This is a genomic window from Brevibacterium sp. S111 (assembly GCF_004745075.1).
GTDB lineage: Bacteria > Actinomycetota > Actinomycetes > Actinomycetales > Brevibacteriaceae > Brevibacterium.
The window spans coordinates 238,560-256,924 of the sequence record NZ_RHFH01000002.1; the positions used below are offsets into that span (position 1 = coordinate 238,560).

The 18,365-nt window shown below is 65.1% G+C and carries 13 protein-coding genes and 2 tRNA genes; 3 read left to right on the plus strand and 12 right to left on the minus strand.

Annotated elements, in window-relative coordinates:
- The first annotated feature begins 47 nt into the window (after window positions 1-47).
- Together EB836_RS03435 and EB836_RS03440 are read left to right on the plus strand one after the other, a co-directional pair.
- Window positions 48-713, plus strand: a complete 666-nt coding sequence (locus EB836_RS03435; protein ID WP_135537694.1) for an amino acid ABC transporter permease — start codon at window positions 48-50, stop codon at window positions 711-713.
- Complete coding sequence (locus EB836_RS03440; protein WP_276606420.1) at window positions 713-1,438, plus strand: amino acid ABC transporter ATP-binding protein; 726 nt, start codon at window positions 713-715, stop codon at window positions 1,436-1,438. Before EB836_RS03435 ends, EB836_RS03440 begins: the two co-directional genes overlap by 1 nt.
- Before the next feature lie 102 nt (window positions 1,439-1,540).
- Here the strand turns inward: EB836_RS03440 and EB836_RS03445 are convergent, their stop codons facing one another.
- The 4 genes from EB836_RS03445 to EB836_RS03460 form a co-directional block, all read right to left on the minus strand.
- Complete coding sequence (locus EB836_RS03445) at window positions 1,541-2,215, minus strand: metal-dependent transcriptional regulator (RefSeq protein WP_167854336.1); 675 nt, start codon at window positions 2,213-2,215, stop codon at window positions 1,541-1,543.
- Window positions 2,216-2,225: 10 nt separating this feature from the next.
- On the minus strand, window positions 2,226-3,509 hold the full coding sequence (locus EB836_RS03450) for a sodium:proton exchanger (protein WP_135537696.1): 1,284 nt from the start codon (window positions 3,507-3,509) through the stop codon (window positions 2,226-2,228).
- Window positions 3,510-3,650: 141 nt separating this feature from the next.
- The gene (locus tag EB836_RS03455) at window positions 3,651-6,251 is read right to left on the minus strand and encodes an excinuclease ABC subunit UvrA (RefSeq protein WP_135537697.1); all 2,601 of its coding nucleotides are present in this window, start codon (window positions 6,249-6,251) and stop codon (window positions 3,651-3,653) included.
- Between the two features lie 104 nt (window positions 6,252-6,355).
- Window positions 6,356-7,795, minus strand: coding sequence for a DHA2 family efflux MFS transporter permease subunit (locus tag EB836_RS03460; protein ID WP_135537878.1), 1,440 nt, complete (start codon window positions 7,793-7,795; stop codon window positions 6,356-6,358).
- A gap of 425 nt (window positions 7,796-8,220) precedes the next feature.
- Between EB836_RS03460 and EB836_RS03465 the strand changes: the two genes are divergently transcribed.
- Complete coding sequence (locus EB836_RS03465; protein ID WP_135537698.1) at window positions 8,221-8,724, plus strand: CHAP domain-containing protein; 504 nt, start codon at window positions 8,221-8,223, stop codon at window positions 8,722-8,724.
- A 118-nt stretch (window positions 8,725-8,842) separates the two neighbouring features.
- Here the strand turns inward: EB836_RS03465 and EB836_RS03470 are convergent.
- The 8 genes from EB836_RS03470 to dnaN form a co-directional block, all read right to left on the minus strand.
- Window positions 8,843-8,915, minus strand: a tRNA-Ala gene (locus EB836_RS03470).
- Between the two features lie 170 nt (window positions 8,916-9,085).
- Window positions 9,086-9,159, minus strand: a tRNA-Ile gene (locus EB836_RS03475).
- Between the two features lie 164 nt (window positions 9,160-9,323).
- Window positions 9,324-10,169, minus strand: a complete 846-nt coding sequence (locus EB836_RS18390; protein ID WP_240689565.1) for a DUF3566 domain-containing protein — start codon at window positions 10,167-10,169, stop codon at window positions 9,324-9,326.
- Window positions 10,166-12,727, minus strand: coding sequence for a DNA gyrase subunit A (gene gyrA, locus EB836_RS03485; RefSeq protein ID WP_135537699.1), 2,562 nt, complete (start codon window positions 12,725-12,727; stop codon window positions 10,166-10,168). The genes EB836_RS18390 and gyrA overlap by 4 nt, the downstream gene beginning before the upstream one ends.
- Window positions 12,728-12,815: 88 nt before the next feature.
- A complete protein-coding gene (gene gyrB / locus EB836_RS03490; RefSeq protein ID WP_135537700.1) occupies window positions 12,816-14,813 on the minus strand; it encodes a DNA topoisomerase (ATP-hydrolyzing) subunit B in 1,998 nt (665 codons plus the stop codon).
- A 255-nt stretch (window positions 14,814-15,068) separates the two neighbouring features.
- Window positions 15,069-15,581: a DciA family protein gene (locus tag EB836_RS03495; RefSeq protein ID WP_135537701.1), complete on the minus strand. Its 513-nt coding sequence runs from the start codon at window positions 15,579-15,581 to the stop codon at window positions 15,069-15,071.
- Window positions 15,578-16,783: a DNA replication/repair protein RecF gene (gene recF / locus EB836_RS03500; protein WP_135537702.1), complete on the minus strand. Its 1,206-nt coding sequence runs from the start codon at window positions 16,781-16,783 to the stop codon at window positions 15,578-15,580. Before recF ends, EB836_RS03495 begins: the two co-directional genes overlap by 4 nt.
- The gene (gene dnaN / locus EB836_RS03505) at window positions 16,784-17,923 is read right to left on the minus strand and encodes a DNA polymerase III subunit beta (RefSeq protein WP_205683292.1); all 1,140 of its coding nucleotides are present in this window, start codon (window positions 17,921-17,923) and stop codon (window positions 16,784-16,786) included.
- Between the last annotated feature and the right edge of the window lie 442 nt (window positions 17,924-18,365).

An 18,365-nucleotide genomic window follows, 5' to 3' on the forward strand; every position in this document is an offset into this window, starting at 1 on the left:
GCGGGCAGGGGAGCCATCCCGTGCCCGCAGTCCTGTGGAAGGAAGATATGTCCCGCTTAGCCCAATTCAACTGGGTCGGAGTCATCGACTACATCCCGGCACTGCTGCAGGGTCTGTACTACACGCTGCTCGTCTCCGTCGTCGGACTCATCATCGGCTTCATCCTCGGTGCGATCTTCGGCCTCGGCCGCATCTCCCGCAGCAGGATCGTCTACAGCCTCTCGACCGTCTACATCGAGGTCCTGCGCGGGACCCCCGTGCTCGTGCAGGCGATCTGGATCTACTTCGCCCTGCCGCTCATCATCGGCTTCAACATTCCCTCACTGACCGCCGGCATCGTCGTCATCGGCCTGAACTCCGGAGCCTATATCGCCGAGATCGTCCGCGGCGCGGTGCAGTCGGTGGAGAAGGGGCAGATGGAGGCCGGACGGTCTCTCGGGCTCTCCCAGCACCTGACGATGCGCTATGTCATCTGGCCGCAGGCGTTCAAGCGGATGATCCCACCGCTGGGCAACCAGTTCATCATCAGCATCAAAGACACCTCGCTGCTGTCGGTCATCCTCGTTCCCGAACTCATCTTTCAGGGCCGCCTCGTCGCGTCCAACCACTTCAACGCCGTCGAGATCTATACGACGGTCGCGATCTTCTACCTGGTCATCACGCTGACTCTGTCGAAGGTCCTCAATGTCATGGAGAAGAGGCTGACTCACTGATGATCATCCGCGTATCCGATCTGCACAAATCCTTCGGTGACAACGAAGTGCTCAAGGGCATCGACTGCGAGGTCGAGCCGCAGGAAGTCGTCTGCGTCATCGGGCCCAGCGGTTCCGGCAAGTCGACGTTCCTGCGCTGCCTCAACATGCTCGAGGAGATCACGAGCGGTGAGGTCGTCATCGACGGCAAGAGCCTCACCGACAAGAACACGAACATCAATGAGGTGCGCACGGAGATCGGCATGGTCTTCCAGCAATTCAACCTCTTCCCGCACATGAGCGTGCTCGAGAACATCTCCTTGGCACCCCGGAAGGTGCGCAGCCTCAGTCAGCAGGCTGTGCGGGACAGGGCGCTGAAGCTGTTGGACAAGGTCGGCCTCGGCGACAAGGCCGAGGCCTATCCCGCACAGCTCTCCGGCGGTCAGCAGCAGCGCGTGGCCATCGCGCGGGCCCTGGCGATGGAACCGAAGATGATGCTCTTCGACGAGCCCACGAGTGCGCTCGACCCCGAACTCGTCGGCGAAGTGCTCGCTGTGATGAAGCAGCTCGCCGAGGAGGGGATGACCATGGTCGTCGTCACCCACGAGATGGGCTTCGCCAGTGAGGTTGCCGACAGGGTGCTGTTCATGGACGCAGGCGCCATCGTCGAGGAGGGGACACCGCAGCAGATCTTCAAGGCCCCGACGTCCGAGCGCACGAAGTCCTTCCTCAACAAGGTGCTGTGAGAACCCTCGACACGGTGCTGTGGGAACGTCCCGGCAGATGATGGGAGCAAGGTAAGGGAACTCGAACCCCTGAGAGCCTCACACCGGAGCAGAGTCGACGGTTCAGCCGAGCGCGGGTTCGACGCGGATCGCCTCGGCGGCGTCGAGGGCGAGTTCGACGCTCTCACCGTCGATGTCCACGGCGATCGAGGACGCCGCTGAGCTGATTGCCGTCACCGTCAGGCGCGTGCCGATGACGATCCCTCGGTCGGTGAGATAGCGCAGCAGCTCGGGAGACCGGTCGGAGACACGCACGACCGAGACCTCCTCTCCGGGGGTGGTCTCCTCCAAACGGCGACTCGGGAACGAGGCGGTGTGCCCCTGCGCATCGGGGATGGGATCACCGTGCGGGTCCCGGTCCGGGTCTCCGAGGGCGGCGTTCATCCGCTCGAGCACGAGGTCGGAGACGGCATGTTCGAGCCGGTCGGCCTCCTCGTGGACCTGGTCCCAGGTCAGTCCGAGGGCTTCGACGAGGTAGGTTTCGACGATCCGGTGGCGTCGGACGATCTCCACGGCGGTCCGCCGCCCCGCGTCGGTCAGGACGATCTGCCCATAGGGTTCGTAGTCGATATAGCCGTCGCGGGCGAGCTTCTTGAGGTTCGCCGATACCGTCGAGGCGGTCACACCGAGCTGTTCGGCCAGGTCCGTCGTGGCGGGGCGACCGCCCGGCCATTCGTAGGCCTTCCAGATGAGGGTGACATAGTCCTCGACCATCCGAGTCACTGCAGGGCGCGGCATGATCGTCATTCTACGCACGTGCCTTCGCCCGATCGGTGGGTGCCGCCTCGGCGAGGGCATCACCGCGGGTCTCATCTGAGCTCTCATGCCCGGATCGGCGGAAGGGTGCGGCCAGCGTGGGCAGGATGTGGCGACGGTGAAGGACGAGGAAGACGATCGCCAGTCCCGCCTGAATCGCCGAGAGCACAAAGCGTCCGGACGTGTCCGTGACGAAGAACTGCAGCCCGAACAGTCCCGCCAGACCCAGCGCCGGTGCCCAGTGGAAGCGCAGCGCGAGGATGATCGCCACGCCGAGGATGGTCTGCGTGGCCGTGAGCGTGAACTCCTCGACCTGGCGAGGGTCCAGGGGCAGCCCGAACCCGCCCCCGCCGGCGAAGTGCGCGATCGGCAGGGACCCGACCAGCAGACTCCATTGGTTGACCTTCGCGGCGATGAGCGTGCCGATCGCCGCCCGGCCCATCCCGCGCAGGGCGAACATCGCGGCGATGACGAACTCGGGTGCCTCCGAGGCCAGAGGGGCCAGCCATTGGACGAGGAAGTAGCTGTCGATGCCGATGCTCTGCCCCGAGGCCACGAGCGCCTCAGCGAAGGGTTCGGCGCTGAGCAGGATGATCGCCGCGGAGACGACGAACAGGGCGATCACGGTCGCCCGTCGGCCCCTCGTCGGCATTGCCGCGATGTCGGCGGCGGCACCGACGAATTCGCCTTCCGCGTCTCCGGCGGACCGGCCGGCGCGCCAGAGGTAGGCGGCGAAGACGAGCACGAGTCCGATGCCGAACCATATCGGGATGCTGCCGATGAGCGGGATGGCGAAGGCGAGGACACCGAGGATGATGAGGAACCCGATGTCCATCCGGCTGCCGGGCTCGAGTCGCAGCGAGGCCGGTGCGTCGGCGGCCCTGCGCTTGGTCATCCGGCGGGCGGCGAGGAGGGCGATGATGACCACGAGCGGCCAGCCGAAGCCGAGCAGCAGCCGGTTCGATCCGGTCATGTTCGCGGCCGCGAAGTGCAGGTAGTCGGGATCGGAACCGGAACGGAAGGCGTAGAAGAGGTCGACGGCGTATTCGGGGAGGACGGCGATGAGCGCCAGCAGGGCGATCGCCAGGGCTCCCGAGATGTCCTTCTGCACCGCCTCGGCGGCCCAGGCCAGGAGGAAGGCGGCAGCGACGATCGCGGTGCCGAAGGCGAGGAGATCGAGGACGGGGGCCGCCTCGGTGCCGGTGATGCGCAGCACCACGGCGGGTGCGGCGATGAGCAGGCACACCGTGATGCGGCGAAGGAGCGCTGTGGGCATGTCTTCCAGACTTCCCGGCGCGAATCGGGTGTGTCTACGGACAACTGAGACTTAGACGTCTCCAACAATCGCATCGGCCCCCGCGATCCGTCTGATTCTGCGGTTCGCGGGGGCCGGGCAGCAGGGTTCGTGTGCTTGAGATCACCGGTCGGCGGACAGTGCCGCGGCCAGGTATCTCGCCGAGGGGCCCGCCCCGTCGGCGACGATGTCCGCGGGTGTGCCCGCGGCCACCACCCGTCCGCCGTCGTCTCCGGCCCCGGGACCGAGCTCGATGACGTGGTCGGCGACGGCGACGACCCGCATATCGAGCTCGACCATGACGACGGTGTTGCCGGCATCGACGAGTCTCTGCAGGTGAGCGACGAGACGGTCGGCATCGGCGCAGTGCAGCCCCGACGTCGGCTCGTCGAGCACGTAGAGTGTGTCTCCGCGCTGTGAGCGCTGCAGTTCGCTGGCGAGCTTGACCCTTTGGGCTTCGCCGCCTGAGAGTTCGGTTGCGGGTTGGCCGAGGCGCAGATACCCGAGTCCGACGTCGATGAGTGCGGTCAGCGAGCGGATGATGTCGAATTCGCCGGTGAAGAACTCGTGGGCCTCTTCGACGCTCATGTCGAGGATCTCGGCGACATTGCGTCCGCGCCAGACGATTTCGAGGGTGCTCGATTGGAAGCGGGTTCCGTGGCAGTCCGGGCACTCGGTGTAGACCGAGGGCAGGAAGAGCAGCTCGACCATCACCGAGCCCTCACCTTCGCAGGTCGGGCAGCGGCCGCCGGCGACGTTGAAGGAGAACCGGCCGGGTCTGTAGCCGCGTTCTCGGGCTTCGGGAGTTTCGGAGAAGCGGCGACGCACATGGTCGAACAGGCCCGTGTAGGTCGCAACGTTCGAGCGCGGGGTGCGCCCGATGGGTCTCTGATCGATGCTCACGACCCGCCGGATGTCCGTGAGATCGCCGGTGACGCTGCCGCGCAGTTCCTCGGATTCGTCGACGAGCAGCAGCTCGTCGCCCTCGGGTTCGGTTTCGCGAGCCTCGGCGGGAGCACCGAGCCGGTCGCCGACGATCACGGGAAGCACCTGGCTGACCAGGCTGGACTTGCCTGAACCCGAGACACCGGTGACCGCGGTGAGCGCTCCCAGCGGGACCTGAAGGCTCACATCGTCGAGGTTGTTGCGTCGGATGTTCTCCAAGCGCATCCAGCCCTGCGGTGAGCGGGGTTCGTGCGGGTCCAGTCCGCGATTGCCGAAGACGTACCCCCGAGTCACGGAGTCCTCGATCTCGGCGAGACCGGCCGTGGGGCCGCTGTAGAGGACGTCTCCGCCGCGTTCTCCGGCCCCGGGTCCGATGTCGACGAGCCAGTCGGCGTGCCGCATGATGTCGACGGAATGTTCGACGACGAAGAGACTGTTGCCGCGCGCCTTCAGCCCGTCGAGGATGCCGACAAGAGCGTCGACGTCCTGCGGGTGCAGACCGGCCGAGGGTTCGTCGAGCACATAGACGACCCCGAAGAGCTCCGAGGTCAGCTGCGTGGCCAGTCGCAGACGCTGCAGCTCCCCTCCGGACAGCGTCGGGGTGGTCCGATCGAGCGAGAGGTATCCGAGCCCGAGATCGCTGATGGGTCGCAGTCGGTCGATGAGACCCTCGCCGAGGCGGACCGTCGTCGCTCGCTTCTCCGCGGAGGGATCTGCCGTGGTCGGATGACGGTCCGCGGCTGGGTCGTCCGATGATGCCTTGGCCGCGGCGACGGCCTCGTTGAGGACGGTCATGAGTTCGTGCAGCGGAAGAGCGGAGAATTCGGCGATGTCGAGCCCGGCGATCGTCACGGACAGGGCTTCGGGTTTGAGCTTCTTGCCGTGGCAGACCGGGCAGGGTCCGGCGGCGAGGAACTCGGCCACCCGCCGTTTCATCGCTGCGCTCTTCGTGTTCGCGAAGGTGTCGAGCACATATTTCCGGGCGCCGACGAACGTTCCCGAGTAGGTCGGTTCGGTGCCCGCGGCGATCGCTTCGCGCGCCTCGGCGAGGGTGAGCCGGGAGTGGACGGGAAGGTGCGGGGTCTCCTCGGTGTAGAGGATCCAGTCGCGGTGCTCGCGCGGCAGGTCCTGCCAGGGCACGTCGACGTCGTAGCCGAGGGCCACGAGCACATCGCGCAGCTGGTGGCCGTGCCAGGCCTTCGGCCAGGACGCGATCGCGCGTTCCCTGATCGTCAGCGTCGGGTCCGGGACCATCCTCTCCTCCGGCACCTCATAGACGCGGCCGATCCCATGGCATTCGGGGCAGGCGCCTTCGACGGTGTTCGTCGAGAAGTCCTCGGCCAGGAGCATCGGCTCATCGTCCGGGTAGTGGCCGGCCCGTGAGTAGAGCATGCGCACGAGGCTGGAGACGGTCGTGATGCTGCCGACGCTCGAGCGGGCGCTGCGTCCGCCGCGCTGCTGCTGCAGGGCCACGGCCGGCGGCATGCCCGTGATCGAATCGACGTCCGGGACTCCGGCCTGATCGATGAGTCGCCGGGCGTAGGGGGCTACGGATTCGAGGTAGCGGCGTTGGGATTCCGCGTACAGGGTCCCGAAGGCCAAGGAGGATTTGCCCGACCCGGACACTCCGGTGAACACGACGAGTGCGTCCCGGGGCACGCTGAGATCGATATCGCGCAGATTGTGCTCCCTCGCCCCGCGGACCCTCACGTCCGATTGGATCTCGGGGGAGTGCGTCGGATGCGAGTGAGTCGGATCCGAATGCGCGGAGGAGGTCATGACGTCACCGTACCAAGGGCGGAGTCGAACTCGCCGAGGCGGCCACAGACGCGACCGCTGTCCCGGGGTTCCCCGGGACAGCGGTCATGCGGTCGGTGCGCCGATCATTCCGCGGGTGCGCCGGCGCTCGGTTCGACCACCTCGGCGGTGTGATCTTCCTGGTCTTCGGGCTTCTTGATGAAGAAGGCGAGGACGACGGACACGAGCGCGATGACCGCGGCCAGCAGGAACGCCGTCTGCGCACCGGGAGCACCGGCCTCGGCCACGGTCCGACCGGCGGCCTGACCGGAGTGCAGGGCCGCGGAGTAGATCGAGATGAGCAGGGCCGTGCCCGCCGCACCCGCGACCTGCTGCAGGGTGTTGAGCGCGGCCGAGCCGTGCGAGTACAGGCGACGGTCGAGCGAACCCAGGGACGCCGAGAACAGCGGTGTGAACGAGGCGGCCAGGCCCACGGACATCCCGGTCTGGACGACGACGAGGACCCAGGTGGGCGTCGCCGGAGTCACGATCGAGTACGAGAACATCGCCACGGCGATGAGGATCGTGCCGGGGACGAGCAGCGTCTTCGGGCCCCGTGCGTCGTAGATGCGACCCATGACGGGACCGAGCAGACCCATGAGGACCGATCCGGGCAGGAGCACGAGTCCCGACTGGGTGGCGTTGAGCCCGGCGACGTTCTGCAGGTACAGCGGCAGCAGGGAGAAGGTGCCGAACATCGCCAGCGCCACCACGGCCATGATGACCACGGAGATGACGTAGTTGCGGGAGTTGAACACGCGCAGGTCGAGCAGGGCGCCGTCGCGGCGCTGCAGGACGAGCTGACGCCACACGAAGAAGCCGAGGAACACGACGCCGCCGCCGATCGCACTCCAGGCCAGACCGGCCGAAGCGCCACCGCCGGAACCGCCGGAGCCGAACTGGCTGAGGCCGAAGACGATGCCGCCGAAGCCCAGCGCGGAGAGCACGATCGAGAGGACGTCGATGGGAGCGTGGGTGGACTCGCCGAGGTTGGTCATCCACTTCGCGCCGAGTCCCAGGGCGACGAGGCCGATCGGCAGGACGATGGCGAAGAGCCAGCGCCAGCCGAGGCTGTCGAGGACGATGCCCGACATCGTCGGTCCGATGGCCGGGGCCAGGGAGATGACGAGGCCGACGCGGCCCATCATGCGGCCGCGCGAATGCGGCGGGACGACGTTCATCATCGTCGTCATCAGCAGCGGCATCATGATGCCCGTACCGCCGGCCTGGACGATGCGGCCGATGAGCAGGAGTGAGAAGCCGGGTGAGACGAGGCAGATGAGGGTGCCTGCGCTGAAGAGGATCATCGCGGCCAGGAAGATCTGGCGCGTAGTGAAGCGCTGGAGCAGGAAGCCGGTGGTCGGGATGACCACGGCCATGGTGAGCATGAAGGCACTCGTCATCCACTGGCCGAGTTCCGGCGGGATGTCGAGGGAGGCGTTGAGCTCGGGGATGGCGATGGCCATCGTGGTCTCATTGAGGATGGCCACGAAGGCGGCCACGAGCAGCAGCCAGATGACCCGCATCCCGGCGGGATCGATGGTCTCCTGCTGCGGGGCCTGCGCGCGTGCGGGTGAGCTGTCGCTGGACAAGACGGTGCTCCGTTCGGATGTATCTGTGGGGCCCTGGATGTGGGCGGAGGCCGCACGCAGATGCCGAATCGGCGCGCAGACGAAAGTAAGAACAGCAACTCAGACTAACGTATTCCCGTTTCCGGCCGATAGTGGGGAGAACCCGAAACCTCAGCGATCTCCGTCACGGCGGGCATCGGTGGCGTCCGGTCCCGCCTCGGCGAGGTCACCGGGATCTGCGATGGCGAGCGAGTTCACCGTCTCTTCGATTCGACGTATCGGATGTTCATTCCGGCGCTGTTAGCGTCGACAGCGGAAGTCACGAGCCCACTTCGGGCACGCCTCCATGTCAATCAGTCGACCGGAGCGAACAGAAGAGAATGACTCTGAAGAACGTCACCACGAAGACCATGACAACCGCGATGATCGCCGGAGCCGCCGTGCTCGGCACCGGATCGATGGCCTCGGCGAGCCCGGAGGCGGAGAAGAAGTTCTCGAGCATCGGAGACTTCCTCAACCACTACAAAGGACAGTCGCCGGCGAACTCCCAGGGCAGGTATCAGGGAGAATGCGTCAGCCTCATCTCCCGGGCGCTCGAAGAGGTCCACGGTGTCGACCACGGCGCGTGGGGCGAGGCCATCGACTACCAGTCCGGCGGCTCCGGCGGGACCAAGATGAAGCAGAATGGCTTCACCTGGCACACGGACCAGAAGTTCGAGAACGGCGACATCCTCGTCTGGGGCACCGGGAACGACACCTCTGCTTACGGCCACATCGGCATCTACTACGAGGGACAGGTGTGGCACCAGAACTTCAACAACAACCGCACCCTGCACACCTATGACGGCCTCATCGACGGCTACCTCGGATATTGGCGAGCCTGAAGCACTCCCGGTCTCAAGGGCCCGGCCCATAACCCGAGTACTCAGCGAACGACGAAGGCTCCGAACCGCAATGGTTCGGAGCCTTCGTGTTACGAGTGCTGTCTCAAAACTACTCGAGTGGAGGTAAGGGGACTCGAACCCCTAACCCTCTGCTTGCAAAGCAGATGCGCTACCAATTGCGCCATACCCCCGAATCGGGCTCTCACCCTCACACCGAGTCGGTGTGTTCGGACCATTCGGCTTGGGCACTCTGATTCAGGTGCCGCCACCGGAAGAACACTCCCAGTCCCACCGCTGTGAGACCGCTGAGAATCCACTTCCTCATGATCCTCCTCGAAAGGAAATCCCCGAACTGGGGACGTGGGCCTACCTGGACTTGAACCAGGGACCTCTTCGTTATCAGCGAAGCGCTCTAACCGCCTGAGCTATAGGCCCTTATCGGGGTGAACCCGAAGTAAAACGATACCCAACCCCTGCCGACAAACACAAATCGGCTTCCAGTGACTCGCCTCACAGCCACACTCCCACCCAGCACTACCCGACGGCGGCCCAGCAACTTGGCGCGAGGTTGCTGGGCCGCCGTCGGGTAGCAAATGGGGTCAGTCGTCGGTGAGGGTGAGGCTGAAGCCACCGGCGATGAGGGATCCGATGTTGTAGATGAACGCAGCCAGGGTCGACAGAGCCGTCATCAGCACGATGTTGATCACGGCGATGATGAACCCGGCGGCCACGACTCGGCCGAAGCCGAAGATGCCGACGATGCGCTCGGCCGACTCGGCGCCGGCGAGTTCGCTCATCGTCGATTCGAGACCACTCATCACACCGGTCGCCTGCAGCACGACCCAGAGGACGATGAAGGCGACGATCGTGGCGATGCCGATGGCCACGGACATCAGGAACGACATCTTCATGACCGACCACGGGTCGACCGCGGAGACGGTGAGGCGGACGGTGCGAGGGCCTTTCTTCTTCTTGCCCTTGCCGCTGTCGACCATGTTCTTCACACCCATCTTCACGCCGCCGGAGCTGGCGCGGACGGTGTTGGAAGCGCTTCCCATCGCCGAGGTGGCTGTGCGGTTTCCGCCGCCCGACCCCTGCGAGCCGGTCGGCTGGGACCCGGCCGGCTGAGACCCGGAGGCCTGGGAGCCGGCCGTGGCCGCCTCCTGGGCGCCGGTGTGCGCGGATGGTCCCGAACCTGTCGAAGGAGCCCTGCCGGGCTTCGGCGAAGCCTTCGGCGCGGGCGGAGCGACGACCGTGGCCTTCTGTGAGGTCTGGTTGGCAGAGCCCTGACCGGACGATGCCGGACCGGACGCCCCCTGACCGGAGCCGCTGCCGGTCGCTTCGGCTGACTTCGCGTCGTTCTTCGACGAACCCGCCGTCAGCCGCGTCGAGCCGCTCGACGTCCGTATGATCTTGCCTGAGCCTGGCTGTTTGCTATCGCTCACTCTTCCACATCCTCGTTGCCGGTCTGAGGCTCTGCGACCTCACCTTCCGGGACTTCGGCATCGTCTTCAACTTCGTCCTCGACCTCGGCCTCGGGACCACGGGTCACTGCGATGATACGGTCTTTCTTGCCCGGTTTCGCAAACACAACACCCATGGTGTTGCGTCCCTTCGCCGGAACTTCATCGATGTTCGACCGAACGATCTTGCCCTTCTCCATGACCACGAGGACCTCTTCGCCTTCTTCGACGATGAGCCCGCCCACCAAGTCTCCGCGCTGTTCGGTGATCTTGGCAACCCGGATTCCCAGACCGCCACGGCCCTGCAGACGGTATTCGTCGACGGGGGTCCGCTTCGCGTATCCGCCTTCGGTGACGACGAAGACGTAGGTGTCGGGTTGGACGACATCCATCGTCAGCAGTTCGTCATCGCCCTTGAACTTCATGCCGGTGACGCCTCCGGTGACTCGGCCCAGGGGACGAATCGACTCGTCGTCGGCAGCGAAGCGAATCGACATGCCCTTGCGCGAGATCATCAGCAGGTGGTCTTCGGAACCGACGATGCGGGCCGAGACCAGCTCATCGGGCTGCCCCTTGTATTCGCGCAGGTTGATGGCGATGACACCGCCGGTGCGGTTCGAGTCGTATTCGCTCAGACGCGTCTTCTTCACGACACCCGAACGGGTGGCGAGGATGAGGAACTCCGCTTCCTCATAGTCGCGGATGGACAGGACCTTCGCGATCGACTCACCCGGCTGCAGCGCGAGCAGGTTCGCCACGTGCTGACCCTTCGCGTCGCGTGAGCCCTCGGGCAGCTCATAGGCTTTGGCCCGGTACACCCGGCCGGTGTTCGTGAAGAACAGCAGCCAATTGTGCGTCGAGGTGACGAAGAACTGTTCGACGACGTCATCACCGCGCAGAGCGGCTCCCTTGATGCCCTTGCCGCCACGGTGCTGAGCGCGGTAGAGGTTCGTCTGCGTCCGCTTCGCGTAGCCTCCGCGGGTGATGGTGACGACGACTTCCTCTTCGGGGATGAGGTCCTCGATGGAGACGTCCCCGTCGAATCCGGCGAGGATCTTCGTGCGGCGGTCATCGCCGTAGCGATCGACGATCTCGTCGAGTTCCTCGGACACGATCTCCCGCTGGCGAGCGGGCGTTTCGAGGATGTGGTTGTACTCGGCGATCAGCTGTTCGATCTTGTCGGCCTCTTCCTGGATCTTCAGGCGTTCCAGGGCGGCCAGGCGGCGCAGCTGCAGGTCGAGGATCGCATTGGCCTGGATCTCGTCGACCTCGAGCAGCTCCATGAGTCCGGTCCGGGCCTCGTCGGAGGACGGGGACCGACGGATGAGGGCGATGACCTCATCGAGGGCGTCGAGCGCCTTGAGGTAGCCGCGCAGGATGTGGGCACGTTCCTCGGCCTTGCGCAGACGGAACTGCGTGCGTCGGACGATGACCTCGATCTGGTGCTTGACCCACAGGCGCAGGAAGGAGTCGATGCTCAGCGTGCGCGGCACGCTGTCGACGAGCGCGAGCATGTTCGCCGAGAAGTTCTCCTGCAGCGAGGTGTGCTTGTAGAGGTTGTTGAGCACGACCTTGGCCACGGCATCGCGTTTGAGCACGATGACCAGGCGCTGGCCGGTGCGGCCCGAGGACTCATCGCGCAGGTCCGCGATGCCTGCGACCTTGCCGTCCTTGACGTAGGAGGCGATCTTCGCGGCCAGAGTGTCCGGGTTGACCATGTACGGCAGCTGGGTGACGACGAGGCAGGTGCGGCCCTGGATCTCTTCGACTTCCACGACGGCGCGCTGAGTGATCGAGCCGCGTCCGGTGCGGTAGGTGTCCTCGATGCCCTTGCGGCCGAGGACCGTCGCACCCATCGGGAAGTCGGGGCCCTTGATGATGCCGAGCAGGGCTTCGAGGGCCTCTTCCTTGCTCGCTTCGGGGTGGGTCAGCAGCCACTGGGCGCCGGCGGCGACCTCACGGAGGTTGTGCGGCGGGATGTTCGTGGCCATGCCCACGGCGATGCCGGCGGAACCGTTGACCAGAAGGTTCGGGAACCGGGAGGGCAGAACCATGGGTTCCTGGTTGCGCCCGTCGTAGTTGTCCTGGAAGTCGACGGTGCCCTCTTCGATGTCCCGGACCATCTCCATGGCCAAGGGTGCCATCTTGCACTCGGTGTAACGGGGTGCGGCCGCACCGTCGTCGCCCGGAGAACCGAAGTTGCCCTGGCCGGCAACGAGCGGGTAGCGCATCGTCCACGGCTGCACGAGGCGGACCATGGCATCGTAGATCGCCGTATCACCGTGCGGGTGATACTGACCCATGACGTCGCCGACGACACGGGAGCACTTGGAGAAGTTGCGGTCGGGGCGGTAGCCGCCGTCGAACATCGCGTAGAGCACACGACGGTGGACCGGTTTGAGTCCGTCGCGGACGTCGGGCAGAGCACGACCGACGATCACGCTCATTGCATAATCGAGGTACGACCTCTGCATCTCGAGGTTGAGATCGACCTGCTCGACCCGGTTGATTTCTGTTCCGATATCGTTCTCGTCAGCCAATGTGGGTTCTTCCCTTGTGTCTTAACCGTATGCGACGGCAGTAGGTGAGTTCGTCAGAGTCTGTCTCCGCCGTCTCCGGCGGTGCTGATCAGATGTCGAGGAAGCGGACGTCCTTCGCGTTCTCCTGGATGAAGCGGCGGCGGGAGTCGACGTCATCGCCCATGAGGACCGTGAAGATCTCATCGGCGACGATCGCATCGTCGAGGGAGACCTGCTTGAGCAGACGATGGTCCGGATCCATCGTCGTCTCCCACAGCTCCTCATAGTTCATCTCGCCCAGACCCTTGTAGCGCTGGATGGCGAGGTCCTTGGGCAGTCGCTTGCCTTCGGCCCGTCCGGTCTCGAGCAGACCGTCGCGCTCTTTGTCCGTGTACGCGAACTGGTGAGGCGCGTTCGACCACTTGAGCCGGTAGAGCGGCGGGGTGGCCAGATACACGTAGCCGTGTTCGATGAGAGGCTTCATGTACCGGAAGATCAGGGTCAGCAGCAGGGTCGTGATGTGCTGACCGTCGACATCGGCGTCGGCCATGAGGACGATCTTGTGGTAGCGCAGCTTGTCGAGGTCGAATTCCTCACCGATGCCGGTGCCGAAGGCGGTGATCATCGCCTGGACCTCGTTGTTGCCCAGGGCCCGGTCGAGGCGGGCCTTCTCGACGTTGAGGATCTTACCGCGCAGCGGCAGGATCGCCTGCGTATTCGGGTTGCGTCCCTGGGTCGCGGAGCCGCCGGCGGAGTCACCCTCGACGATGAAGACTTCGGATACGAAAGGGTCCTTCGACTGGCAGTCCTTGAGCTTGCCGGGCATGCCCGAGGACTCGAGGAGTCCCTTGCGTCGGGTGGCCTCACGGGCCTTGCGGGCGGCGAGACGAGCCTGCGAGGCCTGCAGCGCCTTGCGCACGACATCCTTGCCCTGAGCCGGATTCGACTCGAACCAGTGCCCGAGCTCATCGCGGACCACCCGCTGGACGAAGCCCTTGATCTCGGAGTTGCCCAACTTCGTCTTCGTCTGTCCCTCGAACTGCGGATCGGCGAGCTTGACGGAGATGACGGCGGTCAGTCCCTCGCGGATGTCGTCGCCGGTGAGGTTGGGATCCTTCTCGCGGATCAGCTTCTGCTCCCGAGCGTAGTTGTTGACCAGGGAGGTCAGTGCGGTGCGGAAGCCCTCTTCGTGGGTGCCGCCCTCATGGGTGTTGATGACATTGGCGTAGGTGTGGACGGATTCGTTGTAGGCCGTCGTCCACTGCATCGCGATCTCGAGCGAGAGGGTCTGTTCGCCCTCCTCGGCTTCGAAGACGATGACATCGGGGTTGACGAGGTCGACCTTCTTCGACGAGTTGAGGTACTGGACGTAGTCGAGCAGACCGTGCTCGTAGTTGTACGTCACCGAGCGCGGCTTCCACTCGTCTGCCTCGTCTTCGTCGATCTGGACATCCGAGTCGTCGACCTCGTTGTGGCGCTCATCGGTGAGGCTGATCTTCAGCCCCTTGTTGAGGAAGGCCATCTGCTGGAACCGCGCGCGCAGATACTCATAGGAGAAGTCCGTGGTCTCGAAGATCGAGGCATCCGGCCAGAAGGTCACGGTCGTCCCGGTCTCCTCCGTCTCCTCACCGCGCCGCAGCTCACCGGTGGGCACACCGCGGACGAAGTCCATCGACCACGTGTAGCCATCGCGCTTGACCTCGACGGCCAGGCGTTCGGAGAGGGCGTTGACGACCGTCGATCCCACACCGTGGAGACCGCCGGCCACGGCGTAGCCGCCTCCGCCGAACTTGCCGCCGGCGTGGAGGACCGTGAGGATCACCTCGACGGTGGGCTTGTTCTCCGTGGGGTGCATCGCCACCGGCATTCCGCGCCCGTCGTCGGTGACCTGGACGCCGCCGTCAGCGAGGATCGTCACCTCGATATGGTCGCAGTAGCCGGCCATCGCCTCGTCGACCGAGTTGTCGACGATCTCCTGAACGAGGTGGTGGAGACCACGTTCCGAGGTCGAACCGATGTACATGCCGGGTCGTTTCCGGACTGCCTCGAGACCCTCGAGTACCGTGATGTCGCCGGCATCATAATGAGGCTGATCCTCGGTCGTCATGTGACTCCTTGTTCGGATGGTCGCTATCAGCTCCCCATTCTACCGCGCTGTGGGCTGAAATGCCCGTAAGCGGCCTGAGAAGGCGGATTTCCCGAATTTTCGGAGCGCAGATGTACCCCCGGACACCTACGGGACCGGCTGTGGCCGTTTAAGGCCCTCTGAGTTCTTCCCAGAAACTGAGCGCCGGCACCGAGTTCCGACGGTCCCGCACAGGAGATCGCCGACGCAGGAGATCGCCGAGGCGGCTGCGCCCTTTCACCCGAATGTGTCCCGCGGGCCGCGGCCGGCCACCGACCGCCGACCCCGTTTGAAGCTGCGTCCCTGCGGACCCTTGATCTCGATCTCCGTGATCGTGGCCGAACCCAGCCCCTCTTCGAGGCGGCGCAGGATCGTCGGTTTGAGCACGCGCAGCTGAGTCGCCCACGTCGTCGAGTCAGCGGCGATGACGAGCAGCGGCGGTGAGAAGTCGACAGGAGTCGCATGTTGGGCCACCTGCTGGCCGACGAGATCGGGCCACCGCCCCAGGACCTTGCCGATGTCGAGGGAAGAGGACCAGCCGCGGTCGGAGATCAGGGAACCGAGCACGGACGACACCGACTTCGGGTCGCGTCCGTCCTTGCCCGATCCCGAGTACACGACTTCCCCGCGCAGGCGGGATCGGCGCCGGCTGCGGACGAACTTCGCTTCTGTGACCTCCATGCGGCGAACCCGATCGAGCGCTTCGAGGGCAGCGACAGGAGTGGAGAAGTCCCGGACGATTCCGCTCATGAGGCGCTCCGGGTCGAGCTCTCGCTCTCTGCCTGGTGCTCACTCGCCGGCGGATTCGCACTCGCCGGCCCGTCGGCGCCGGCGAACAGTCCGGCCTGGTCGATCCGGGTACCTTCGAGTCCTTCGGGCAGATCCGAATCGACGGCGGCGGTGATGAAGACCTGTTCGGCGGCCGTGACTCGCGAGGCCAGGCGGTTGCGCCGGCCCGTGTCGAGCTCGGCAAAGACGTCGTCGAGGACGAGGATCGGCTGTTCGGCGGCGGAGCCGGCATCGGCAGAGAGCAGGTCCCATCCGGCCAGCTGCATGGCCAGGGCCAGCGACCAGGTCTCCCCGTGAGAGGCGTAGCCCTTCGCCGGATGCGAACCGATGCGCAGCGAGAGGTCGTCACGTCCCGGGCCGTGCAGCGTGAGTCCGCGTTCGATCTCCGTGGTGCGGCGCCGGTCGAGTGCCTCCAGCAGCAGCTCTCTGCACTCGGCGGCGGAGCCGGCCTGAGAATAGTCGATGCGCGAATCGTAGGAGATGTGCGCACCTTGGCGTTCGAGCCGCGCGTCGGCGGCGATGTAGGCGAAGTTCTCCTGCAGAGGGGCCACGATGTCGGACAGGATCCGCTGCCGGCCGAAGATGAGCTCGGACGCGGAATCGGCGTAGGCCATGTTCCAGATGTCCAGAGTCGCCTCGAGGCCGGGATCACGATCTTCGCGCAGTCGCTTCAACAGCGCATTGCGCTGTTTGAGAGCGCGTTCGAAGTCCGTGATGATCGAGGCGAAACGCGGATTGCGCGCCACGACGAGGGTGTCGATCCATGAGCGACGCTCCGCCGGTTCGCCGCGGACCAGGCTGAGGTCCTCGGGGGCGAAGATGACACAGGAGACGAGGCCGAGGATGTCCTTGAGCTTGACCGCGTTCCGATTGACCCGGGCTCGGTTGGCCCCTTTGGCCTGAATGGTGACTTCGACGGTGGCATGCCGCTGTTCCCGTCTGACCAGTGCCGAGACCGTCGCGGCCGGGCGGTCCTCGTGCACCAGTGGGGCGTCGAAGGCCACTCGGTGGGAGCGCTGATGGGCGAGGTACCCGATCGCCTCGACGATATTGGTCTTGCCTGTCCCGTTGTCCGCCACGAAAGTGGTGACTCCGGGAGAGAACTCGAGGTCGAGTTCCGGATACGACCGAAAGTCACGCAGGGAGAGTCGGGATATCCACATTCAGATCCGCGTGGGCATGAGCAGGTAGCGATACGACTCGTCGGCGGGGCCGTCGAGTTCCTTCTGCCCGGAGATGATGACCGGCTTCATCGGCTGGGTGAAGGAGAAGTTCACATAGGGGCTCTCGACCGCTGCGAGCCCCTCGGCGATGTAGTGCGGGTTGAAGCCGACCGTGATCTCCTCGCCCTGGAGAGTCGCTTCGACGGCTTCCGAGGCCTGCGCGTCGTCACCGGTGCCGGCATGGAGGGTGAGCATTCCGTCGGTGACTTCGAATCGCAGCGGGGTGTTGCGCTCAGCCACGAGAGAGACACGACGGACGGCTTCGCGCAGCACAGCGGTCTCGACGATGGCGTGGATCGGCACCGAGTCCGGGAACAGTGACCGGACCTTCGGGTATTCGCCCTCGACGAGCAGTGATGTCGTGACTCGCCCGGCCGAGGTGAACGAGATGAGGTCCTTGCCCGCATCGGTGCTCAGACCGATGGTGACATCGCCGCCGAGGGATTTCGAGACATCGGAGAGTGTGCGCCCGCGCAGCAGTGCCACGGCGGAGACATCGGGGCGACCGGGGTGCCAGGTGAACTCGCGGACAGCCAGACGGTACCGGTCGGTGGCGAGCAGAGTGACCTTCTCGCCCTCGATCTCAACGCGGACGCTGGTGAGGATCGGCAGGGTGTCGTCCTTCGAGGTCGCGATCGTGACCTGGGAGACGGCGTTCTGGAACTCGCCTGCGGACACGGTTCCGGAGTCTTCGGGAACCTGCGGCAGTGCCGGGTATTCGGCCACGGGCATGGTCATCAGCGAGAAGCGCGAGGAGCCGCAGGTGACGTCGACCTTCGCATCGATCTGTTCGAGGGTGACCTCTTGATTCGGCAGAGCCTTGGAGATGTCGGCGAGCAGTCGTCCGGATACGAGCACGGTTCCGGCGGAGGCGACATCGGCGGCGATCTCGACACGGGAGGAGACTTCGTAGTCGAAGACGGCCAGACGGACGGTGCCACCGGCTTCGGCAGTGATGAGGATGCCTGTGAGGACCGGAGCGGAAGGACGGTTGGGCAGAGTCTTGGTCGCCCAGGTCACCGCGTCGGCGAGTACATCGCGATTGACTTTGAACTTCAAGGGGGATGCTTCCGCGTTCACTTTACTCCTTCGGGGTGGCCACCCGACCTGCTCAGGGCATCTGGCACAAGACTCTGGGTTGCACGGCACAGGCTCGATACTGCTCGGAAAACTTTACACAGCCTATCGGATGAATGACCACCTCAGCAGAGGCGATCAGGAGGGCTGCAGCGAAAGTGCACGTGGGAGTGCCGAAAAGGGCTCAGAAGAGGGTGAATCTCGGATCCGAGAACTGGCTGAGATCCTGTGTTCGAATATTCTCCGGCTCGTCATCCCGTTGAACCCGAGCTCCGGAGCTCGGTGCTCACCGAGCGAAGCAGTCGGTGGCGGTCGCCCTCTTAAGAGTTGAATTCACTTGGTAGAAGTATCAGCACCTGTGGAGACTGTGGACAAGTGCTGCTTACCCCCGAGTAGTCAAGGGAACGAGCCGCTTATGGACCTGTGGATGCCTTGTGCACCGCGA